Here is a 22,601-nt window from a genome sequence, read left to right as displayed (position 1 = left end):
TTAGTGGTCAAGGAACCTGAGTTATGGAACGAAGGAACCAAGCGTAAACGCACTTCTAATTGAGCGAACTTATACCGTGGAGTTGGACTTGTTTAGATTTGCTGATTCTTGAGTAGGTTTGAATAGGTTTTTAGCAGCGGTAGCAAGACTCTCCATGCTCTAGGCTTACGCCTCACGAGAGCACAATTAAAGCTAACGGGCACAACAAACAGGGTAAAGCTTATGGACGGACTAACGCTAGGATTGGCGATCGCCGCCGTGGTCGTGCCGCTGGTGGGCATCAGTCTTTGGGTGTTCTTCTCCGTGTTTCTCAAGCGGATGCAAACTTCTGGTCAACAGCGCCTGCACGAACGCTTCACCGATGACCAAATTTTGCGCTCCGAGACAACCGCCAATTTTTTTGGTCTCGAATCGCGCGGTCGCGGTCAACTCCGTGGCAATGGCGTGCTAGCGCTGACCCGGCAGGAGCTATGGTTCAGTCAGTTCATCACGCGAGAAGAAATCCGCATTCCCCTAGTGGAGATTCAAGGCGTCTCTCAGGTTAATTCTCACCTCGGCAAGCGGATTATCGGTCGCCAGGTGGTAAAAGTCGAGTTTCAAACAGCCACAGGGGGAGATGCTGCAGCTTGGCTAGTTGGCGACCCTAACGGCTGGAAGACGGCGATTGAATCTGCAATGCAAGCAAGGACGAGATAATTATCAGGAAAATTATGCCAGAACTCTCCCAACCCAATGCGATCGTCCCCGAAACAACAACCGAGTCGGTTGAGCAATCCAACCGCCAGAGCGATCGCATCCTTGCTTTACAACGTGAATTTTATAGCATCGTAGCTCGTTACAATCGCCACTTCGCTGGAAAAACCAGAGCTACGCGAGATCTGAGGCAGTTAGACGAGTTGATTGCTCATCTGCGAAACCTCAAGCAGCGTGGGGAAGCGCTTCAAGAAGGCGCAGAGACGATAGTACAGGAGCAGATTTTCCAACTCCAAACGCGCATCGATGCTGAACTGGCGCTGTTCGAGGGCGAACGGGATGCGATCGCTGCTACCCGACGCTCAGAAAACCTCGCGGAGCGCTCTGCCTATCTAGCCGATCGCATTAACGAGCAATTCGCCATCGGAATTTCGCCGGGGTACTGCCACCATAGCCCGATAGGGTTTGGTGGCATGGGGGATAGGCGGGAAGCCGGAGGTACGGAGGCTTCCAATTAATCTTTGTCGTCGCGTCTAATCTTCTTTTTGAGGCTACGAATGTATTCTCTAAGTACATCTGTCTGGTTTCTTCCCTCTTGCTCACAGTAGGTTTTGAGGATTGCTAGCTCTTGTTCAGGGATGTTAATAGTCAAGTGCTTCATACTGATAAAAGCGGTATAATACCAGTATGTTAATCACCTATCAGTACAAACTCAACCCTACCCCCGAACAGGCATCCACGATGGAGGTCTGGGGAGAGTTGCTGCGTAGACATTACAATTACGCCCTTGGTCAAAGACTGGATTGGTTGCATCGCACCCGATGTCAGATTGACCGATGCAGTATTGTCTCTGAACCGATAGGTGATATCCCTAACAAAGTTGACTATTACTCACAAGCATCTGATTTAAAGCAAACCAAAGAACTGTTTCCTGAGTACAAAAACATCTATGCCGATTGCCAACAGCAGAACTTAATGCGGCTAGATAAAGCTTGGAAGCGTTGGTTGATTCCTGACAAAACAGGTAAGCGAGGTGGTCGCCCTCGTTTCAAAAAACGGGGTGACATTTGTTCGTTTACGTTCCCAAGAGTAAACCACCCAAAAGCAGGCGCACACCTAACAGGCAACATCCTAAAGCTGTCAAGGATTGGCGAGATTGAAGTAATTCTGCATCGCCCGATCCCTGACGGGTTTGTAATTAAACAAGCCACATTGGTTAAGAAGTCTGATGGTTGGTATATGAGTTTGTCTCTTGAAGACAACACAGTTCCTGAGCCGTTGCCTGTTGATGAAGTAAAAAGCGCTGTTGGCATAGACGTTGGACTGGAGAAGTTTTTAGCAACATCAGATGGACAAGCCGTAGAGATTCCTCAGTTTTATCGGAAGTCTCAACAACAGTTAGCTCGTCAACAACGGCAACTGGCACGAATGGAGAAGGGTTCTAAGAATCACCAGAGGCAATCTAACAAAGTTGCTCGTCTTCACCTGTACGTTGCCAGACAGAGAAAAGAGTTTCATTATCAAGTCGCACATTGGCTGTGCAGTCAGTATGACCTGATAGCGTTTGAGAATCTGAACATTAAGGGCTTGGCAAAAACCCGACTTGCCAAGTCGATACTGGATGCCGCTTGGGGAAGTTTCCTGAATATCCTGCAAACAGTAGCGGTAAAACGCGGTAAGTGGGCAATTGGAGATGACCCTAGAGGTACGAGTATCGAGTGTTCTAGTTGTGGTCAAAGGGTTGAAAAAACCCTCAAAGATAGAGTTCACAACTGTCCTCACTGTAAATTAGTGATTGATCGAGACTGGAACTCTGGAATTAACATTTTGAATCGGGTACAACGGACGCTTGGACTAGCGTTTGCTGGCTGCGGAGGATACTTGGGTGCAAGTCCTATGAGGCAGCAATTCTCAATCGTGAGTTTGGGAAGCCCCTTCTATACCGCTCTTAGCGGTTAGAAGGGGAGGATGTCACTTACCGAGGGCACTTTGCCGGACAACCTCGCCTGTCACGCCGACCAGGGTTACTACAGCGGGTCATCGACAACTTGGAGGAAATTCGTGACGAGCTGTCCGACCCAGCTTTCGATGCCCTAGAGGACGGGGGCGCACGCGCCACTAACCTCCAGCTAGTCGCAGAAAACCTCAATTCCCTGCGCCGAGAACTGGGAATGATTGAACTGGAGCATCAGGCTTCTTCCTTGTCCGAGCGCATCGCCAGTTTGGGGGCGGCGGCTAACACGATTATCCAGGAATACAACCTGTATTACGCAGGGCAGGAGCGTACTACCCGTGATTTGCCTCGCCTTGGTCTGATGTGCGACCAGCTAGCCGAGCTGGCGCTACAGATGGGCGAGGTTTCGTCTTTAGTCAACAGCCAAGCCAACGCTAGAAATCTGGAAATCGTGCAGGGTTGTATCTCCCTGTATGAACAGGAGTATCAACAAATTGCAGCAGCAAAAGCAGGTCTTACGCAATAAGAGAAAAGAAACCCGGTTTCGACCTGGCTCTGTTCCAAACCCACGATTTTTCGTAGAAACCGGGTTTCTTTTGGCAAATTGCGGATATAGCCGAGTATCGGTGTCCCCTGAGTCGTGGGATTGCACAAACCCTATTCAGGCAGAACTGCTTCAAGACAATTGTTATTCATGTTTCCATCCTTCAAAGATTCTTTTATCGTTGATGTCCTTGACCAGTTCTGCTTTTGTTGGCAATTCTGATTTTTCTAATACACCCTGGCTGATAAATTTGTGAGAGCCGCCGCTGATACTCTCAATAGCCGCTCTAGTAAACGAATACTCTTTTTTATTATTTTCACCGATAAATATATTTTGGTTATATCTTGAATTGAGTTCTAGTTCTTCTCTAAAATCATCGTAAATCTTTTTAATTATTCGATCTAATTCCTCATCAGGCTCCTCTATGGGCAGATGCAGATCAAATGCCGCTTGTTTACTATGAATAGTGTAGTCATGACTGCCTGATTTGCTAGATAGAAAAGAGATAATCTTTTCGATTTTATTCTCGTCATCTAGGTGAGTTTTCAAGAGTTTTGCAGCCAGGGCTTGTATTTGTAATCTTGTCCGATAAATCTGACCTAGTGCCAGGGGATGAACCAAGTCTGATAATTTTAAGAGTATCGAGGTTAGGAGTTGCTCATTTTTTATATTTAGTTCGGCTGTTGCTAATTCGAGATAACCGGCAACAGCTTCCACACTGATTGGGAATCTAACTCTCTCTGGACTTCCAGAAGTCTGAGGATTAAGAGGAATAGTAACACTTGGATCTATTGGTCCAAGCGTCGCCTTCTTGGTCATAATAATTCTATCGGCTCCTAGGGTAATTAGGGTAGCTGTACTTCTGGCTTTTGAGGGAACTATTACTTCAAATTCATCACAATATTGTCGAATTAAGTTAACAATACTCCATCCGGCTAAGATATCGCCTCCAGTACTATATAAATACAGACTGATTTTTTTTTGTGAAGCGAACGTATCTAAATGCTCTGAGAAATAATCTAAAACCTCGTGCTGGATTTGTGTTTCCATACCAGGTCTGTCTCCAGTTATATAAACTAATAGTTTTGACCTTCGTAACTCTTCTAGTTCTTTGTAACAAGCTACCCTATCTGAGTACATAACTATTCTTTATCCTCGGATAAAATTTCAGAGACGAGGTGATAATATGAGTCTGGTTGGCGGATAATTTATCGAGTTGTTGCAATAGGTATTGCCAGAGCGAAAAGACGGTTCAGGACAATTCGGCTTTAGCGTTCACCAGCACATCTATGAATATTTTGGCAGTCAAACTGGAAGCTATGATTGCAACACTTTTGACACTTCCCGCGCCTATTGGTACGGGTCTTCTTAAGACATTGCGGTCTTAATATACTGAGAATTAAGGAAAGCCTAGCGCCATCTTTTTGTTTAAAGGAAGTTTGCTATTTTAGTCTGACAACGGGATTTTCGGTTGTCAAATTTCCCCCAGTTGGTCGGTAGGTTTTATAGTCTTGTACTGACGAAATCTATTTTAGCATAGTTGCCTCCAACTTTCACGGGACTTAAAAGTCCCGGCAAGCACTACATCCCGCGTATAAGAGGGGGTTTTGTGCATCTCGTCATGTTTTATAAACAGTTTAGCAATGTACCGTTCTGACTGCAAAGCTTGAGGGATTGTCCAGTACCAACTCTCGGATGCGACTAATGGAAAATCTGCGTCTGTAGTGTAAGGAAACAGTAGCAAGACTTGCTGCACCACAGTCTTCTTCAATATGTTGAACAATAGGGTATTTCATTTTTGAGCGGCAACTAGATAAGGACTTAAACAATTGCCTAACTCAGATATTGCACCATTCTCAACAAGCCTTGAAAAACCGGGCTTCTTGACGAAAAATCTACGCTTTTAAGTTTAGCTATTTGCCAGAAACTTTGGTGTTAGCCCTGGGGCAAGATGCGGTCTAAGGGAGTTGCGAAGAAATGAAGTTAGTTAACGCATCCAAACCTTGTTTTTTACCAAAACCAGCATCTGCTAGGTCTTTGTTCAAATTTCCCAGTTCCTGACGGGGTTCTCCAGCAAAGCTGGATGCGTGTTCTCCTTGATTAAATCAGTTAGCAATGGCTGCGGAAGTTAGTTTTCCCCAATTGTCTGCGCCACCAGAAATTTGTTCAGAAGCGCGATCGCTCAAATCGGTAATAAATTCCAAATCGGTAATAAATTACGCTGATCAATTAAGAAAAATAATTGCGGAATTACTCTCGATATAGCTTAAAGTTGCAGTTGTCCCGGACTGAGTGTCAGGACTTACGCAAGACGAGAAAAGAAACAAAGGTGAAGAGTCGAACGCGAGTGGGGAAGGGAGACATATCTCTGGCAACCAAACCAACGATTTTTCGGATCGCCCTTAGTTTCTTTGCGTAAGTTCTGACTGTGCTAAATTTTGAGGAAAATGCCAAAGCGATCGCCTATTTAGTTGATTATAAGAAGCCTGAGAAAATTTAACAGAGGAAGCGATACGGCAGAAATATCTACGACTTTGAAGAAGGGGATTTGCTCACCAAGGTCAAAGGGCAGACCGTGGCAGTGAAACAACTCAAAAGAGCGAAATAGTTGACACCGCTGCTGTGCTTTACCCAAGGAGAAGTGAAGTTGCCCGGTTTTGCGGTGAATGGCGTGTAGGTGGTGACGGCGGGAAACTCGATCGACACCCTAGCGCGGCTGGAGCAGTAATTTACGTATTGTTACGTAAATTACACGAAAACTTTGTTATAAGTTCATCCTAACTTGACTTTTTATTGCGTATGATTGCGTCAAGGTCGCATTTATAAACCCGTATTTTCCTAGTGAGCTTGCCTTGGATAAAGGAGTAGAATTTGTGACAGCAGTAAAATCAATTGTTACGTCTGGAGTAATGTCTGTTGCTTTAGTGACTTTAGGTGTGACTTCGGCAAGTGCTGCTAATTTGTCGCGAGTAGAATTTAGCGGAACGGTTACCGAGACTTTCAACATAGATCCGCAACAAGTTAAAGTCGGTGATACTTTGGCTGGTTCATTTATTTACGATACAAATACAATTGTTGGCAGAGAAAATCCATCGGGACCGGAACAGTTTCCTTTATTTCTCGTAACAGATTTAGAATTAAATGTAGGAAATGTTTCGGGAACGCTCAATCCTTTTGTTCCCTTTAGCTTTTTCGTTCCTGGACTACTTAACAGTGTATTTAATAATGTCGGTGCTTTTTTCAACAGTAACAGCGGTGAGCTATTTGCATTCAACGCGGGAGCGGGAAATTTTTCAATAGTAGGAAGTAGTGGAGCGGTGGTGGGCGGCACTTACCAATCATCAATTGTATCGCCTCCTGCAAGCATACCCGAACCTACTGGTGCGTCTGCGTTGTTGGGATTCGGTCTGGTAGCTACATTGGGAAAATTACGCAGTCGTCAATCAAGTTGTTGCAATAAACAGCGATAAAGTTAATCATAGCAATTGTGCTTTTTTGGATGCACTAATAGTTTGAATTCGCTGTTTTTTATAGTTATAATGCTCTCGACATACTGATAAAAACTCCGTATAATTTGCTGAATCGGACGGGGTTTTTAAACGGAAGTTGCCCCAGGTAGGGGGCAACTTCCGTTTAGACTCTATGCTAAAAATAGCACTTTGTTTTGTAATGCGATCGCCAAACAAAAACCGAAGGCGATCGCATCACCTATCATACCGAACCTAGGCTTAAGCGATCGCCTATTTACTTGATTATAAGAAGACCGATTATTTTTCCCCATTAAATTTAACAATTTCGCCCGGAGCGGAATTAATCAGTTTAATTACTTCCAGAGCGACATCAGCCATTTCTTTAGCACGGGGATCGGGCATGATAACCCGATTAACTCAGTGAGTAAATTAGCTGCAACAATCCCTGATTTTAACAAGGCGTCTTGGTATTCTTGCTGCAAGGTTTTAGCGGGAGTTGGGGATTGGTTTTGGTCGGATTGGTTTTCCATGATTATCCTAGCTTAGTGTAGATTGTGACTAAGGCAGAGCGGGCTGCTTCAGGATTGTTTTGCAGTTCTTCTGGGGTGACACCCAAAAGTGTGGCAACCAGCTTTTGGGTTGATGGTGTTTGGTCAGATAAATTCTCGTTCATCTCAGTTTAAGGATGAAGTCTTCACTAGGAAGAGCATGGTTGTTGGGAATGAGGAAGTAACGCGAGGGGGTGGAATCGAGCCAAAGAAAATGTTTTTTTCTCAGTATTAATTGCACAGAAATCCTAATGTATAGAGATTCATAAACTACTCAGCGGAACCTGACATCATTTGACAGAAATGCTCAGCCACACTGATAATTTTCACAACGCTAGAGCTGGAGGAGGCAGCGAAGAGGTGCTGAACGAGGAGGGCAAAGCCTTCGCTATTTCGAGGAGCGGGAAACCTCAATATGCTTGGTGTCGAGCTGATCTAGCACTTGTTCATCCAGTAATATGTTTGGGGATAAGCTGTAGTATTGGCTGCAATTCCCTATGGGAAAGCTTCCAACAGAGAAGTAGAAGAAACCATGCTCGGCATAGAAATCGCCTCCCCGCTCGTACATGACGATCAGGGGGTCATAGGGGTCTGGAAGAGCAAATTTGGTCACCTCCGGCCTGTCCTTCACTACAGCCCAATGGACGAACCACTCACACGTTCGCTTAATGGGGCGGAATAGACGGAATTGTGTCAGATGGCGCTTGAGTACTTCGACCTTGGCTTCATCAGCACGTAGTGAGGGATCGATCTGAGCTGCCACGTCAAAGAAGGGCCATTCATCGGTACAACCTAAAGCTTTTGCCCATAGGGAAGCGCGTCTCAGGTATTCCCGAAATAAAGCAATGTGGGAGGCGGTACGAGAATCGTTTAGCTCCCAGTTGATCGCCTTGATTCGCTCTATTGCTCTGTCAACGCTGTTGTCTTGGGTCATTTGATTCTTTTTCTTATCTCTTCAAGCACTTGATCGAGATTCGAGATATCCTCAGCCAATGATAATCCCTCCGAGGACTTACCAAGATCTTTCTCCCAGTGACCGAAGGAAGAACGACGTGGATTGGGATTGGGGGCGAGGTTATGGGCTCCATATCCTTCATCACCCGGCATTGGATAGTTACCCCAACCATAATTTGGGTGTTCCCTCCAAGAGTTGGGATTCATATACGGCAGTCCATCATCCATTAGGCCCGCTTCTACATACTCGTGTGCTATGAATTGCCTGAAATTGGCAAGCTCATCAACAAACTCCTCAGCTTGCATGGGTTTATTCATAGCATTCATCCAGGACTCAGCAATGTCTTCAAGCGGAGCGAAATTGCCTTTCTCACGCCTGATTGTTTGTGTGACGTAATTGGCTACCTCAAGTTCGTGTTCTTTAAGGAAGATATGCTCTTTGACCTTGGCAATGTAATGCTCGGGAATCCCTGTGTTTTGTGCGATCCTAGCGACATCGTCAGTCATGGCGGCGATCTCTTGGTACTGACGGATTGTCTTTTGCTTTACGCCATCAAGATCAACGTACCTTGCTCCTCCTGGTGCCTGTTCCCCTAAGCCATCGGGCACTTTCACAGCCGCGTCAGGTGTGGTGGTCGTCACTTCAGATGGGGTAGGGTTCTTTTCTGATTCTGGAGGTTTAGTGGGTGGAGTCTCCTCAGCCACCGGAGGTTTCGCAGGTGTAGTTTCTTCAACTACTCGAGGTTTCGCAGGTGTAGTCTCTTCAACTACTCGAGGTTTCCCAGGCGCTGTTTCTTTAGGACGCGGTGTAGGCGTTGGGGCACTGATATCTGGTACAGCCCCTCGAGGAACACCTGCCATCTCCAAATTGCGCCCCGTCAGCAAGTCATCCACAGGTCTTAGAAGATCTTCTCCCTGCTTACCCGCCCAGTTGAGGGCATCTCCACCCCATTTGATAGCTTTTTCTCTTTGTTTACCAGCCCAATCTAAAGCTTTTCCTCCTTGTTGACCTAGCCAATCTACGGCCTTTCCTCCCTGCTTACCCATCCAGTTGAGGGCATCTCCGCCCCATTGACCGACTTTTGTTTTACCAAGTGCTTCAAGCGCATCCCCACCCCATTTACCGACTTTTGTTTTGCCCAGCCATTTACCTGCTTTCCCAGCTATATTCCCAAACGGAATTAAACCCACACCTGACCAAGCAGCATTGGTTAATGCCTCTTGTGCTTTTTCACTATTACCTTGGGACGCATAATATCCCGACTCCCCAAGATACCAACCTGTATTAATCGCATCAGCTACATTACCAACAACTTCTCCAGCAGCCCATCCAGCTACTGCGCCTGCTGGTCCACCAACAATAAACCCAATTCCAGCACCAACAAAGGGTGCAGCAAGACCGACAAAATCTAAAATGCCGTGTCCCCATTTGCTAATAGTGTCGTAGTTATCCTTAACCCATTGAGATACATCACCCCACTTGTCTTGTACCCAATTCCAACCTTGAGATAACTTATCCCCAGCCCATGCTAAACCTTGTGATGCTTTCTCACTCGCCCAACTACCAATTTCAGTGGCTTTATTCTTAGTCCATTCCCAACCTGATTTAATCCCATCACCAGCCCATTGGAGAGCATTGCTGCCTAACTCTCCTAGTTGTTTAACTCCATTCCAAGCTTGAGAACCTTTTTCCTTAACCCAATCACCAACAGCAGCACCTTTTTCTTGCAGCCAATTTAAGCCTTGAGACCCTTTTTCCTTAACCCAATTCCCAACCGCGGATCCTTTTTCTTGCAGCCAATTTAAGCCTTGAGACCCTTTTTCTTGAACCCAACTTACCGCACCCGAAGCTTTTTCTGATAACCAACTTAAGCCGGCGGAACTTTTATCTTGAACCCAACTTACCGCACCACTAGCTTTTTCTGATAACCAACTTAATGCGCCAGAACTTTTTGACTGTACCCAACTCTTAGCACTGGAAACCTTATCACCCAACCAAGAAACAACGCTACCTGCTTTTTCTTGAACTCCAGAAACTAGCGAACCTACAGCACCACCCAGCCATTGTAAAATCGAGCTTCCTTTAGACTGTATAGCAGAAACAGCACTGCTTCCTTTTTCCTGTAATGCACTGACAAAAGAACCAGCTTTTTCGCTGACTGCATTAACCGCGCTGGTTCCTTTTTCTGTCAGCCAATTTTTCGCAGCTTCACCTTTTTCTGTCAGCCAATTTTTCGCGCTGCTTCCCTTTTCAGTCAGCCAAGAAGTGGCGCTGCTAGCTTTTTCTGTAATAAATGTCCCGGCAGCACTGGCTTTTTCACCTATCCAAGAAGTTGCACTGCTGGCTTTTTCGCCAATCCAAGAACTTGCACTATTAACCTTTTCACCTAACCAACTAAATGCTCCTCCTGTTTTCTGATCAATCCATCCACCTGCACTATTAACTTTTTCCGATAACCAATTAGTTGCTGCTGCTGCTTTTTCTGTTGCCCAACTGGTAGCATTATTAACTTTTTCTCCAATCCAGTTTTGTGCTGACCCAACTTTACCCTGGAAGCTTGCCCATCCTTCTGATGCTTTACCAGTTAAGCTTGTCCATTTCTCATTGAGGTAATCTCCTGCACTGGTGGCAGAATCATTTACAGAAGTCTTAACTTGTTCGCCTTGTTGTTGCAGTTCTTTACCAACGTTTTGGGCTGTTTGGCTAATTCCTTGCCATCCTTGCTCAACTTTCTGAGTAACAGGAGCAACCTTACCTTGAATCCCACCCCAAACTGATTGGGCTTCTGTTTTGAGGGCTTGCCATTCTGCTTGTAAAGCTTGACTATTACCTTGTTCTTGTCCTTGTTTTTGCCCTTCTTGTTTTGCCCCTGCTGACGCCCCATTCAGTTTAGCGATAAAGCCAGAAGCTTTCGCCATATAAGTCTGGGAAAACTGCTGGGCTTCTGTTTCTAGGGCAGTCATTTCTGAAGTAGCACTATTTTCTAACCCTGTCCAATTACTTTCAATTTCTCCTTTTGACTCAACAGCTTTATTTTCCAGGTTGGTAACTTTATCAGCTACTTGTGTTTGTACTTCTTGCTCTTTGCTAGTGGTTTCTTGTTTTAAGTTTGTTTCTTCTCCTTGTAATTCAGTAGCTTTAGTTTGGGCATCAGTTTGTATTTCTGTACCTTTAGCTTCACTTTCTGTTTGTACTTCAGTCCCTTTAGCTTCTACTTCAAACTGAATTTCAGCACCTTTAGCTTGTTTATTAACTTCCATTTCTGCTGTTTTAGCCTGTTTATTTGCTTCTAATTCACTCCCTTTCGCTTGTTTATTCGCTTCTAATTCACTCCCTTTCGCTTGTTTATTCGCTTCTAATTCACTCCCTTTCGCTTGTTTATTCGCTTCTAATTCACTCCCTTTCGCTTGTTTATTCGCTTCTAATTCACTTCCTTTCGCTTGTTTATTTGTTTCTAATTCACTCCCTTTCGCTTGTTTATTTGCTTCTAATTCACTACTCTTATTTTGTTTAGCACTATCTAATTGATTACCTTGCTCTTGTTTTGTCCCATCTACTTGAGATTGCTTGCCATTATAATCACCTTGTAACTCGCTCTTTTTAGCGGAAGCATCGCCTTTAAGAGAATCTAAAATACCTTTTGCCCAATCTAAGGGATTAGCAAGTAAATCTCCTTGAATAACTTGACCAGATTTAACTTTTTGTTCATCTACTTGCTCAACTGCTACCTTACTTTCAGCACCTTTCTCAGCAGGTTGTGACGCAGGGTTAACATTCTGCTCAACTTTTTGTTCTGGTTGCTGTTTTTTTACTTCCGCAGTTTCAGCTACTTGAGTTTCATCTGCTTTTGCTTCAGTTGCAGCGGTTTCCTTAACTTCTGCTTGAGGTACAGGTGCAGTTTCAGCAGGTGCTTTTTCCTCTGCTTGTGCTGGTTGTGATTGTGCTTGTTCTGAAGTTTCGGTAACTATCTCAGGAGTTGTTTCTTCAGTTGTGCTTTCAACAGAAGCAACTTCTGCTGTTTTTTCTGCTGCCGGGGTAGCTTTGGTAGCAACATCTTGAACTTGAGGAGTTTCTGTAGCGGGGGGTGTTTCTGTAGCAGGTTTTTCAATTTGCTCAACTTGAGGTTGAGGTAAGGGTTCAGATTTGGGTACATCTGTCCCTGGTTGGGGAATAGAGGCGATTTTTTGTTGTGCTTGTTGTAATGCTTGTTCTAAAGCAACTTTTGGTTCTTGACTAGGATCTATATTTTGGGCAACATCGCTACCAGCATTATTCATCTGATTCTGCTGTTGTTGCCACATATCAGTCAACGAAGTCCCCCGATCTGCTTGACTTAAATCGGGTACTTGGGTATTTACACCAGCAATATTCCCTGTTTCCGGCTTTTGATTAGTATTAGCAGGTGTTTCAGCCGTTTTTTCCTGGTTTACTTGTTGAGTTTCTCCTCCAGTAACAGCAGGTGTTGGAGATGTCTATTGAGGATTAGCAACTTCTGTGACTGGTTTTGTTTCTGGGGTTGGAGATGTCTATTGAGGATTAGCAACTTCTGTGACTGGTTTTGTTTCTGGGGTTGGAGATGTCTATTGAGGATTAGCAGCTTCTGTGACTGGTTTTGTTTCTGGGGTTGGAGATGTCTATTGAGGATTAGCAACTTCTGTGACTGGTTTTGTTTCTGGGGATTTATCCGCCTTCGCTGCTGGGATATCTTGTGAAATTTCAGTTTTACGAGACTCTAAATCAGTCTGTGTTTGAGAATTTTGCCTCGCAAGTTCTTTTTCTGGAACAGGGTTAGCAACTTCCTTGTTTGGTTGTTCCTGCTGAAAGACTGGCTGAGTTTTATTTTGATCCAACTCAGGAGTCGCTTTCGCTGCTGACAATGACTGATTCCCGTCTTCGGGTTGCTTTTCCTCCCCATGAGTTAGCGGTTGTGTTGCTGGTGCATTACGCTGTCCTCCAGTTTGCTGGATGGTGTGAGTCAACTCATGCGCCGTCAACTCATCTTTACCAGGAGATTTCCCCGCCCCATAGTAAATATCGCTACCATGAGTAAATGCTTGCGCCCCCAACTCCTTGTTCATCCCGACAGCATTGGAGTCTGTATGCACTCTTATAGAGCTAAAATCTGCCCCAAAGCGCGGCTCCATGAAACTACGTACATCATCGGGTAAAGCGCTACCTCCACCCTTAGAATCCGCGAGCTGGCTTTCTACGCTGGCGCTTGCCTGGTTACTGCCATTAGGTTTCAACTGTACTTGTTCTGAATCTTCTGCTGTCTGACGCTGCACCAATGGGGTGATGGAATTTACCTCTGGTTGCATTCCAACTGCTTCTGTTTCAGAGTCCGTCTGGCGTTGAATTGGTTGCTGTAGAGCTGAGTCTGGCATCCTCATGACTTTTGCAGCCATGTTATCAGCAACTTGTTCGTATTTATCCCCCGGTGCGCCAACTGTTAGTTTGGTTTGAATTGATTCCTTGTCAAGCTGTTGTTCTTCTTCACGCTTGCATTCACTGCATTTAGCCTGAATTGCCCCATCAAGCATTTCCAGAGAATTCGATTCAGACTGTTCCTTCTCCTCCAGAACTTGGCGTTGAATTGGTTGCTCTACAGCAAAAGCACCCTGCCTCGATGGCGCTTCTATGGTAATATTTCGCCAGTTCAAGCCAGCACGGGCTATTTTTGGTTTTTGTTCTGCCCCTTGTTTCGATATTTTGCTATTCTCTGTTTTTTCCTGCAAGCTATTGCCATCTGACCCATCTATAGCTGTTGTTGAATTGCTGGATGCGGCTGGTTCTTTTGCCTCTAAACCCTGTTCGGAGTTCTCTGCGCGTTGAACGGTTGGGAAGCTGTTTGAATCCTGACTGCCCGGTTCTGGTGCCACGAGAGAAACTCTGTTCCAATCTATTTTAGGGCGAGACCTTTTAGGTTGTATTGATGGGTTGGAATTCCTTGCTGGTGAATCATCTCGCTCATCAGTGAAAGGGCGTTGGAATGACTCGGGCGATTTGGCAGGAGAATAGGCATTTGATGAGTTTTTGGTTTGGGCGTAGCTTCTTTCACTCATTGCCTTTTTTCTCCTTGTTCACCGCCTGAGAGAGCTTCTTGCTGCTATTAAGCATGAGGATGCTCGCCGCGCGGATATTTCATTTTATCTTTCGCCGGACGGCGAGTTTCACTTCGCAATAATACTTCATAATTTTATCCACGCAAAAAAACTCGATTTCTAGGATAAATCGTCGGTTTCGAGGCGCTCTAGTGACGCAGAAACTGGGTTTTTGGCCCCGCGTGCCTCAGTCTTTTACACCATCGCTAAAAAGAACGGGAATTAAGCAAAAAAACAAGGGTGATAGAAAAATCGTGGGTTTAATTGTAGAGACGTTACATGTAACGTCTCTACTAGAGATTGACGCATCACCTTTGTTTTTGGCTCCCCGTGCGTCAGTCCTGAAGAATTTATATGATGTCCGCCTAATTACCCTGAATCAAAATCTCGACCCGTCACCGTGTCACCGTTCTCCCAAGTCATTGATAACTATGGGTATGTAACCGGACATGATATTATGCGTGGAGAAGAAGAGAATTCTTCAAAGTTAGAATTTCCTGGATCCTACCATGGGGTGTCCCCGCTCTCCCTTGTCTGCCACTCGACCCGTCCTCTTCAAGTCAGCGCCTATCGCTCATCCACCGTTCGATCAAAGCTTGATTCTTATCGCTTTCTGATTGTTTCAAGTATTCAATTGCAATCCGTCCAGCTGTGGGGGAAACAGCACATTCTTCTAAGAGCCGTTGAAGAATGAGTCGGAGTTGAAGTTGTTCTAATTTTTTGTTGATGAAGATAGCAAGAGCGCTCGCTGCTCCGACTAATCCTACCATTGGTGGAACTACAGGCAACCACCAACCCTGTAAAAAAGCCAAGTAAGTAATCAATAATAACCCGAAACATGCCAACAAGATACTGCAAGCGATCGCCCACAAAGACTGGAACTGCCAGGTTAACCCTGCTCCGATTAATGACCAGAGGAAAATCCAGAACCATTCTTTAGGTTTACTCCAAACCTTAATCAAAGGTCTTCCATCTAAAACCGCACTTAAAATCTGACCGATCAAGTTAGCATGAATTACCACTCCCGGCGTCCGCTCTGCCGCGCCAAACAAACTTTTACTGTAGGGCGTATAAAAAAAGTCGTTAAGGCTTTCAGCCGTCGCACCAATTAAAATAATGCGATTTTCAATTAAACCGGGTGCAATCGGATTGTTCAGCAGGTCAGTCAGGGAAATTGTCGGAAAATTATCTAACAAACCGCGAAAGTTCATCAAAATTTGATACCCGCCATCATCAGCGCCAACATAGCCGCCGTCATTTGCTTCAAATGGCTGGAAAACAGCTTTACCAAACTGCCAGCGATTCTCGTCTATTTCTTTGCCATTCACCCCTTCCGCTTTCAGATAGATTAAGGCCATTTGCAATGCTAAACTCCGATAAACTCGCTGTTGGCGTTGCACCGATAGCAAGCCACGGCGGACTTGGCCATCGTTATCCAACACGATATCAACAAAGCCAATTTGCCCTAACTGGCTTAATACTAAGGGCGGGGCAATTCGAGCGCCAACAACTTTTTCAATCCCAATTAAATTGGGCGTAGATTTAAACATTTCTACTAATGCTTCATGACCCGGGTCTACAGGTAAATCGCGATATAAATCCAAACCAATTGCTCTAGGATTGCGCGCTTTGATATTTGTAATTGCCTGGGCTAAAACTCGATCGGGTATCGGCCACTTTCCCATCTTAGTAATATCCGTTTCGCCAAGGGTAACAATAACAATACGCGGATCGGGAGATTCTAAAGGGCGTAACCGAAAAAACTGGTCTAGCACATCCCATTCCATTCCCTGGAATAATCCCGTCAAACGTAAAAGGATCGCCAAGCTGGCGACCCATAGCGCCGTTACCGCAGTCCAACCTGACCAAATTCTATGTTTGAGACATTCTTTTTTAGTGTTTCGTCTAGTAAAAGAGAGGATATAACTAGCTTGTTCAACGGACTCTAGGGCATTTTCAGTTTCTCGCTTGCTCAATGCTTGACTCGCAGCTAAATATTGATAATCTAAGTCGCTCAAACTTTTCCCCAATGCCCAATTCAGGGCATCTTTGAGCGCAATTCCGCGCAATAGACGCGATTCGTCAGTTCGTTCGGAAGCAACCCAAGCTTCCAAAGATTGAGAATAAGGACGCAAAGCAGCTAATTGTTTTTCCACCCACTCGAGGTTAAAAACTTCTTCATAGATGGGATTTTTAACATCCAGCAACCCTTGTTCTCTCACAACCAAACCACTGAGTAAAAGTTCAATTTGTTCGCGACTATCATCGGTTTTAACGGCAAATCCTTGTAAAATTTGCTGGTAAATCCCCAGCATTCTGCCCGTATATTTGCTCTGGCGTTCGATGCGATCGCGTATGGTTCGCAGGTGTTCCGGTTCATCCTGGGATTCCCAGCGTTCTATCACACCGGATCTGACAATCTTTTCCACCCAATCTGCCTCGGTTCCCGGTGTAATTGTCACCAGGCTACCCGCCCTATCTTCGCTAAAATTAGTGACGAGATTGCACAGTTTTTGCGTCAGAAATGGTTGCCCTCCTGTCCAAGCTAAAATTTCTTTTAAAACCTCTTGACTATTTCCCTCTTTTAGTTTTAATCCCTCAGCTAGCGCCCCAGCTGACTGCAAGTCAAAACCCTTTAGTTCTATCGCTTGACCGATATTAAAGGGGGTGCGATTCCGATCTTTAATTAAATCAGAAGGCGTAGCCACCCCAAAAATAGCAAACGTAATCCGCTTGTAGTTTGGATTAATTGCTCTTTGGTTATAGCAAAATCGAATCAAGGCAAAAAAGTCATCAACCGGAAAATTCAAACTTAGCGTACTGTCGATTTCATCAATAAAAATAAATAACCTATCTTCCGAAAATTGAACTTCTATTAACTCCATAATAAAGTTATTTAATATTTGAATATAAGAAAAATCCTCCTGTTCTTGCCACCAAGTTTTCAAGTTAAGTTTATTTAACAACTTAAACCCCGTCCACAACTCGGCAACAATGCCCTTGTACCATTGCAGGGGAGTGATATTTTCACTGCCAATATTGGTCATATCGATAGCAGTGCATTTAAATCCTTCTCGTTCGAGGCGATGTTTAGTTCGCACTAAAAGCGAAGACTTTCCCATTTGACGGGAGTTGAGGACGTAGCAAAAATTACCCTGTTTTAAAGCTTCGTAGAGTTCTACATCTGATTGTCGCTCCACATAACTGGGAGCATTGCTGGTTAAACTACCGCCAACTTGGTATTGATAATCACTCATTGATGAATTAGATTTTAGGTAATGGCGTTCCCAGGCAGAGCCGTGGGAACGAGGGTAATGGGTAATGGGGAAGAAATTAAAAAAAGTAGCAAGCGCTAGGGTGCGAAGGTTTTGGGTGGAGGTGGCGGCGCCACAAACCCCAGAGGGACTACATACCGGCTAAAAACGATCCGGGTGGGTTCCCAAGGCGATCGCCAATAAACCTCTTGAATCACCGCTTTATTATCCTGATTGGGCGACCATTGAAAAGTAATTAACCCAAAGTTGTTTCGTCCGACAATCTCCTCACCTTCTTGCAACCACTGATTTCGCCAAATCAAAGATACGCTATTTTGCCAACTTTTGCGTTCGGAAGAACCTAATAAACTCTGCGTACTCGTAGCAATTGATTTCAAATCTCCGAGCAATTCCTGCGCTGGCTCGCGTTTAATCCAATCAATCCGATAGCGCCAATCAGGAAAAGAATTCCGATCTTTGATAACAATTTCCCAAGCTATTTCCTCAGTGCCGCTCATTCTTTTAAATGACCGTATAGTTGGTTTTTGCTCGGGAAGTTCTACATCGATCATCCGCACCATTTGCGGCGTGACTTGGATTTCAATCAATTGCGGTGGTTCGTTCCATCCCGCCCATTCTTGTACGGGTTCTGGAAAAATAGATTTTAATTTTGTGTGAGCAACATATGTTTTCCACTCGGCATTTTTAAACGCGCTGGCAGTTAATTGTGCCAATACCCGTGGTAATTCCTGTGTATCGGGATTGACGGGTGCATCGCCAAAATGGCGACGGAACCAGTAGTTGAGTCGAACTGCACAGGAATAGTGAATATCGCCAGAGAGGATGGTAATCCGATCGCGTTGCTTAAACAGTTCCGCCAGCAACTGGGTAAAAGCTTCCTCGTGAAAATTCCACGAGTCCCCCACATCCGATCCAAAAACTTTACCTTGACTCAAATGCAACCGTTGCACCAAATCAATAATCGACAAACTCACCAAATTTGTCGGTAAAACCACCAGGGTTACTTCGATTGTCCTCCCCCCTGTTTTAGGAGGGAATGAGGGGGGTGAAGCAGTTAGCGCTTGGCAAATCTGTTGGTCAAATCCTGTCGGACATAAAAGCATGGGTGGATGCATCAAGGCATCTTCGCCCAAGGGATAACCTCGCCAAGTGCGCGTATCCATCACCAGCACTTCATGGTTAAAGCTTCTCACCGTATAGTGCCAGCGTAGTGCTGTCGGGACATCCGGATAATCTCGATCCAAAATCAGAACATCGCCGTCAAGTTTGAACTTCGGCAAACCCGTTTCCGGATCGAGGGGGGGAATTCCCACGTACTTAGAAATTGCTTCAAAAGCAGATTTATCCGTCCCCGCCGAATTAGACCAATCAACCGCCGCTTGTAATAGTTTCTCACCGGGTTGCCCCGACTCAAACTGGTCGGGGGTATTTCCCCATCCCTGAAACACGGCATACGCCAGCATTCCATTTTGCACCACACGCCTGCCAAGCGGCTTGCTTAACACGCGGTTACACCACTCGCGATTGAGACACCAATCATCGGTGATATCGTGGTCGTCGAATACGGTATAAGTTGACACATTCGCCAGCAGTCGCCGGACTTTCCACAAATCGCTAGCAAAGTTTTGTAAAGCATCGACTTCCCGATCCCACAGTTTTGCGTCCTTGGAGTGTTGGCGAATTTTCTTGCCAGGAGGGAAACGATCGGGCCAAAGAACTTGCGACCAAGCGAACAAATACATGGCGTAGTATTCGCCCAAGCTAAACAGGTGACTTTTAGCTTTTTCGGGGTGATTGATCAGCATGGCGGTAAAGCCGCCGTCATCTCTGGCGATATCGCTGCGCGTACCCGGTTTTAGATCGCTGGGTTTTTTGTCTCCATCGCTGGTGAGGAGATTTTCTTCCCACCCCAGCAGGGTATCCCCGGCGTCAGTCACCGCCCACAGCAGGGGGTCGGCGACATCGTCTCCGTAGATTTGGTCGCCGGTAAAAAATAGCTGGTGGGGTCTGGAATTTGGCAACCCAGCCTCCAAGGCGATCAGATCGTCGAGTATGGGTAAGGCATCCTGTCCGCCTCCGTGGGGTTTGCGGCAAGAACCGTGTACGATTCGCAGGTGGTTTAAATCCTCCGGCGGTAGGGCAAAGGTGGGCAGACCATGCTCGAAATAGCTAACCGTGACGTTGGAGGGCAAGCTTTCTGAGTTTAAAGCTTTGAGCCATCCGCCATCGTAGTGGGAAAAAGTGAGGCTGTAGGCGTAGATTTGTCCGGCTTCGAGTTGATGGCGAGTGACTGGCTTTGCCGTCACGGCTACTACGTGCAGGTATTTACCCAAGGGGACTGTCTGGCGCGAACCTTCGAGGATGGGGTTTGCTATTACCTTGTTCCCGGCGTGGGTGGCATATACGCCCAGTCCGACTTGGCAAGGTTTTTTTAACGCGACCCAAACCGTAACCGCATCCGGTTCGGTGCGCCGCAGGATGGGGCCAGCCAAAATTAAAGGCAGGCAGGCAAGGCGGTGGCTTAGGGGTGTCCACGACATGGGCGCGAAGTCTCCACTCGACTATCTAGCAGCCTGAATCTTAAGGATGACTTTAATATACAAACTTACCTAAAGAAAAACGGGAGCATGAAAGCCACCGTGATTTATCCGGTGGATGAAATGCGACAAGGGCTTATTTATTCGCAGTCAAGATTTTCTGGCACATTAACTTTTGTATTTACGAGGTTGAGTCAGCAATAAATAATTATAAAATTTAACCAGGTCGATAAAGAAAGCGCCATGATTACATACGAATTCAAAGCAAAAGGAAAACTTGAGCAGTATCTGAAGATAGATGAAGCTATCAGAATATGCCAATTTATCCGCAATAAAGCAATCATATTTTGGATGGATAATCCTGGCGTTAAATTGTTTGAAATTAGCAGATCAAGTGCAACATTAGCTAAAGAGTTTGAGTTGGCGAGTAAGCTAAACTCTCAAGCCAGACAAGCGGCTACCGAGAGAGCATCCTTTTCAATTTCTAGGTTTTACGAGAACTGCAAATCTGGAAAGCCAGGGAAAAAGGGTTACCCAAGATTCCAGAAAAGAAATCGTTCCGTAGAATACAAGCAGACGGGATGGAAGCTATCAAAGGATCGTAAGTCAATCAACTTCACCGATAAAAACGATATCGGTTCTCTTAAGCTGATTGGTACTTACGACCTGCACTACTATCAAACCAACCAAATTAAGCGCGTCAGAATCATTCGACGCAGCGATGGATACTACGTTCAGTTTGCAATCGTTGCCGAACGCAATATCGACATTCGACCAACTGGTAAAACCATTGGATTGGACGTTGGTTTGTCAGCCTTTTACACTGATTCACAAGGGAATAAGGTAGAAAACCCCTGCTACTTGCGTAAATCAGAAAAGGCTTTAAAGCGATTACAGCGGCGCGTTTCTAAAAAGAAGAAAGGTTCTCGCAATCGAAAGCGCGCGATTAATCGGTTAGGACGCAAGCATTTAAAAGTTTCCCGCCAGCGTAAAGACTTTGCTATTAAAATGGCATTGTGCGTGGTGAAATATAATGATTTTGTGGCGTTTGAGAAACTACAAGTCCGGAATATGGTGAAGAATCACCATCTAGCTAAGTCTATCAGTGATGCTGCTTGGTCGCAGTTCACCGAGTGGTTGGAGTATTTGGGTAAGGTTTACGGTCGAATTGTGGTGGGAGTACCACCGCAATATACCTCTCAAAATTGCTCCAATTGTGGTGCATTTGTGAAAAAGTCGCTGTCTGTTCGCACTCACGTTTGTCAATGTGGGTGCTTCTTAGACCGCGACTATAATGCAGCAATTAATATTTTAGATAAAGCGCTGAAACAGACTGGCTATCAATTAGCAAGTACCGTGGGACACAGGTCAACTTTCAACGCTTCCGGAGAGAAGATCCTCTGTTCGGACTTGGCAACAAGTGTGAGTAAGATCGCTCGCTGAACGAAGAATCCCCCGCTCTTTAGACGGGGGAGTGTCAAGAGCATGTTCCTGTAACAGACTGGTGACCAATACAGAATTGCCGATCCCTGCGTTCGCGCAGCATGTGCCTAGCACGTATTGCGCTTTGATCGTACCAGGGGTTCAATTGTCCTCCAACTTAGTCCCGCAATTTTTGCAGAACCTTGCATCAGCATCGTGAAAAGATAACGCGCAATTCGGACAAAGCGTCTCTACCTTGTTGACCGTTCTCACCAAGCGCTTAATCAAATCTCCCACTTGCCAGGGGATCAGTCCAATTCCGGTAAAAATCATCAGCACCGTCAGGAGGCGACCCGCTGCTGAAATCGGCGTCACATCGCCGAACCCAACCGTTGTCATCGTTACTACAGCAAAATAAACCGCATCCAAAAATGTACTGAACTCCGCCCTATTAACTGGATGCTCGACTTGATAAATTAATCCTGAATAAACAAAAATAATTGCAAACAAAGTAAATAATATCCTGGCATAAATGACGCTATCTCCCTTGCTAAAACGGGTTTTAACCGTCTTTCCTTCTAAAAAGCGAACTAACCGCAAAATTCTAAACCATCGAAAAATGCGGATGTAACTTATATCTATTACTCCGATCAAGAATGGTATAATAGCGAGCAAGTCAATTAGAGAGAAAAGACTCAATAAAAACTTAATCTTTTCTTCAGCACACCAAAAACGTAACAAATACTCCAGGGCGAATATCAGTAGAATTACGGAGTTTGTAAAGTTTAGATGAAGCCGTAGACTTTGAGGGATTTCATAGGTTTCAATAATAAAGATCGCGGACGATAATAAAACTAGAGCTGTAATAATTAGATTGATGATTCTGCCGGTAGGCGTTTCAATGTCTTCAAAGTAAAAGGAAATCTTTTCTCGGATCGACATGAGTGAAATTGGTAATAATTTTATCAATCCTCGCGGCCTAAGCTGGGGGATGCTAGGAGCAACCTAGCCAATTTACCTTAAAAATTAGCATTAGGTGTGCTATGCCGGTAGGGGTAGGCTACGCCTGCCGATCAGCTAGGGGGTGGGACCCGAAAGATGG

17 protein-coding genes are annotated in these 22,601 nt (G+C 45.2%); 6 read left to right on the top strand and 11 right to left on the bottom strand.

The window, feature by feature from the left end; translation table 11 throughout:
• The first annotated feature begins 222 nt into the window (after positions 1–222).
• Complete coding sequence (locus tag ACE1CM_RS06170; RefSeq protein WP_374876521.1) at positions 223–696, top strand: hypothetical protein; 474 nt, start codon at positions 223–225, stop codon at positions 694–696.
• Between the two features lie 14 nt (positions 697–710).
• Positions 711–1,211: a hypothetical protein gene (locus ACE1CM_RS06165; RefSeq protein ID WP_374876520.1), complete on the top strand. Its 501-nt coding sequence runs from the start codon at positions 711–713 to the stop codon at positions 1,209–1,211.
• On the opposite strand, the gene ACE1CM_RS06160 is transcribed toward ACE1CM_RS06165, so the two are convergent.
• Entirely contained in the window at positions 1,208–1,354 is a 147-nt protein-coding gene (locus tag ACE1CM_RS06160) for a ribbon-helix-helix protein, CopG family (protein WP_374876519.1), read from the bottom strand. The genes ACE1CM_RS06165 and ACE1CM_RS06160 overlap by 4 nt on opposite strands.
• Positions 1,355–1,380: 26 nt before the next feature.
• On the opposite strand from ACE1CM_RS06160, the gene ACE1CM_RS06155 reads away from it, so the two are divergent.
• Positions 1,381–2,652 carry an RNA-guided endonuclease InsQ/TnpB family protein gene (locus ACE1CM_RS06155; RefSeq protein ID WP_374876518.1) on the top strand — a complete coding sequence of 424 codons (1,272 nt, stop codon included), beginning with the start codon at positions 1,381–1,383 and terminating at the stop codon, positions 2,650–2,652.
• Positions 2,653–2,741: 89 nt separating this feature from the next.
• On the top strand, positions 2,742–3,173 hold the full coding sequence (locus tag ACE1CM_RS06150; RefSeq protein ID WP_374876517.1) for a hypothetical protein: 432 nt from the start codon (positions 2,742–2,744) through the stop codon (positions 3,171–3,173).
• Between the two features lie 162 nt (positions 3,174–3,335).
• On the opposite strand, the gene ACE1CM_RS06145 is transcribed toward ACE1CM_RS06150, so the two are convergent.
• The gene (locus tag ACE1CM_RS06145; protein ID WP_374876516.1) at positions 3,336–4,241 is read right to left on the bottom strand and encodes an ATP-dependent Clp protease proteolytic subunit; all 906 of its coding nucleotides are present in this window, start codon (positions 4,239–4,241) and stop codon (positions 3,336–3,338) included.
• 587 nt (positions 4,242–4,828) lie between these two features.
• Positions 4,829–4,987, bottom strand: a complete 159-nt coding sequence (locus ACE1CM_RS06140) for a cysteine peptidase family C39 domain-containing protein (RefSeq protein ID WP_374876515.1) — start codon at positions 4,985–4,987, stop codon at positions 4,829–4,831.
• A 1,077-nt stretch (positions 4,988–6,064) separates the two neighbouring features.
• Here ACE1CM_RS06140 and ACE1CM_RS06135 point away from each other — a divergent pair.
• Positions 6,065–6,661: a hypothetical protein gene (locus ACE1CM_RS06135; RefSeq protein ID WP_374876514.1), complete on the top strand. Its 597-nt coding sequence runs from the start codon at positions 6,065–6,067 to the stop codon at positions 6,659–6,661.
• A gap of 353 nt (positions 6,662–7,014) precedes the next feature.
• Here ACE1CM_RS06135 and ACE1CM_RS06130 read toward each other — a convergent pair whose 3' ends face one another.
• The 7 genes from ACE1CM_RS06130 to ACE1CM_RS06100 form a co-directional block, all read right to left on the bottom strand.
• Positions 7,015–7,191, bottom strand: a complete 177-nt coding sequence (locus ACE1CM_RS06130) for a hypothetical protein (protein WP_374876513.1) — start codon at positions 7,189–7,191, stop codon at positions 7,015–7,017.
• 2 nt (positions 7,192–7,193) lie between these two features.
• Complete coding sequence (locus ACE1CM_RS06125; RefSeq protein ID WP_374876512.1) at positions 7,194–7,334, bottom strand: hypothetical protein; 141 nt, start codon at positions 7,332–7,334, stop codon at positions 7,194–7,196.
• A gap of 263 nt (positions 7,335–7,597) precedes the next feature.
• Entirely contained in the window at positions 7,598–8,143 is a 546-nt protein-coding gene (locus ACE1CM_RS06120; protein WP_374876511.1) for a hypothetical protein, read from the bottom strand.
• Complete coding sequence (locus ACE1CM_RS06115; protein WP_374876510.1) at positions 8,140–12,474, bottom strand: hypothetical protein; 4,335 nt, start codon at positions 12,472–12,474, stop codon at positions 8,140–8,142. Before ACE1CM_RS06115 ends, ACE1CM_RS06120 begins: the two co-directional genes overlap by 4 nt.
• A 324-nt stretch (positions 12,475–12,798) precedes the next feature.
• Positions 12,799–14,226: a DUF4157 domain-containing protein gene (locus ACE1CM_RS06110; protein ID WP_374876509.1), complete on the bottom strand. Its 1,428-nt coding sequence runs from the start codon at positions 14,224–14,226 to the stop codon at positions 12,799–12,801.
• Between the two features lie 599 nt (positions 14,227–14,825).
• The gene (locus ACE1CM_RS06105; protein ID WP_374876508.1) at positions 14,826–17,522 is read right to left on the bottom strand and encodes a CHASE2 domain-containing protein; all 2,697 of its coding nucleotides are present in this window, start codon (positions 17,520–17,522) and stop codon (positions 14,826–14,828) included.
• A gap of 95 nt (positions 17,523–17,617) precedes the next feature.
• Entirely contained in the window at positions 17,618–20,080 is a 2,463-nt protein-coding gene (locus ACE1CM_RS06100; RefSeq protein WP_374876507.1) for a PhoD-like phosphatase, read from the bottom strand.
• 240 nt (positions 20,081–20,320) lie between these two features.
• Between ACE1CM_RS06100 and ACE1CM_RS06095 the strand changes: the two genes are divergently transcribed.
• A complete protein-coding gene (locus ACE1CM_RS06095) occupies positions 20,321–21,520 on the top strand; it encodes an RNA-guided endonuclease InsQ/TnpB family protein (RefSeq protein ID WP_374876506.1) in 1,200 nt (399 codons plus the stop codon).
• Between the two features lie 141 nt (positions 21,521–21,661).
• Here the strand turns inward: ACE1CM_RS06095 and ACE1CM_RS06090 are convergent, their stop codons facing one another.
• A complete protein-coding gene (locus tag ACE1CM_RS06090; protein WP_374876505.1) occupies positions 21,662–22,441 on the bottom strand; it encodes an ion transporter in 780 nt (259 codons plus the stop codon).
• Between the last annotated feature and the right edge of the window lie 160 nt (positions 22,442–22,601).

The organism is Microseira sp. BLCC-F43, assembly GCF_041929235.1.
Taxonomy (GTDB): Bacteria; Cyanobacteriota; Cyanobacteriia; order Cyanobacteriales; family Aerosakkonemataceae; genus Microseira.
This window is presented reverse-complemented; position numbering and strand designations above follow the sequence as displayed.

What these genes read in the sequence shown, in the direction of transcription:
- ACE1CM_RS06140 (WP_374876515.1), bottom strand. Translation starts at nt 4,987, where the DNA reads ATGAAATACCCTATTGTTCAACATATTGAAGAAGACTGTGGTGCAGCA.
- ACE1CM_RS06105 (WP_374876508.1), bottom strand. Translation starts at nt 17,522, where the DNA reads ATGAGTGATTATCAATACCAAGTTGGCGGTAGTTTAACCAGCAATGCT.
- ACE1CM_RS06170 (WP_374876521.1), top strand. Translation starts at nt 223, where the DNA reads ATGGACGGACTAACGCTAGGATTGGCGATCGCCGCCGTGGTCGTGCCG.
- ACE1CM_RS06130 (WP_374876513.1), bottom strand. Translation starts at nt 7,191, where the DNA reads ATGGAAAACCAATCCGACCAAAACCAATCCCCAACTCCCGCTAAAACC.
- ACE1CM_RS06090 (WP_374876505.1), bottom strand. Translation starts at nt 22,441, where the DNA reads ATGTCGATCCGAGAAAAGATTTCCTTTTACTTTGAAGACATTGAAACG.
- ACE1CM_RS06155 (WP_374876518.1), top strand. Translation starts at nt 1,381, where the DNA reads ATGTTAATCACCTATCAGTACAAACTCAACCCTACCCCCGAACAGGCA.
- ACE1CM_RS06095 (WP_374876506.1), top strand. Translation starts at nt 20,321, where the DNA reads ATGATTACATACGAATTCAAAGCAAAAGGAAAACTTGAGCAGTATCTG.
- ACE1CM_RS06100 (WP_374876507.1), bottom strand. Translation starts at nt 20,080, where the DNA reads ATGTCGTGGACACCCCTAAGCCACCGCCTTGCCTGCCTGCCTTTAATT.
- ACE1CM_RS06125 (WP_374876512.1), bottom strand. Translation starts at nt 7,334, where the DNA reads ATGAACGAGAATTTATCTGACCAAACACCATCAACCCAAAAGCTGGTT.
- ACE1CM_RS06160 (WP_374876519.1), bottom strand. Translation starts at nt 1,354, where the DNA reads ATGAAGCACTTGACTATTAACATCCCTGAACAAGAGCTAGCAATCCTC.
- ACE1CM_RS06120 (WP_374876511.1), bottom strand. Translation starts at nt 8,143, where the DNA reads ATGACCCAAGACAACAGCGTTGACAGAGCAATAGAGCGAATCAAGGCG.
- ACE1CM_RS06145 (WP_374876516.1), bottom strand. Translation starts at nt 4,241, where the DNA reads ATGGAAACACAAATCCAGCACGAGGTTTTAGATTATTTCTCAGAGCAT.
- ACE1CM_RS06110 (WP_374876509.1), bottom strand. Translation starts at nt 14,226, where the DNA reads ATGAGTGAAAGAAGCTACGCCCAAACCAAAAACTCATCAAATGCCTAT.
- ACE1CM_RS06165 (WP_374876520.1), top strand. Translation starts at nt 711, where the DNA reads ATGCCAGAACTCTCCCAACCCAATGCGATCGTCCCCGAAACAACAACC.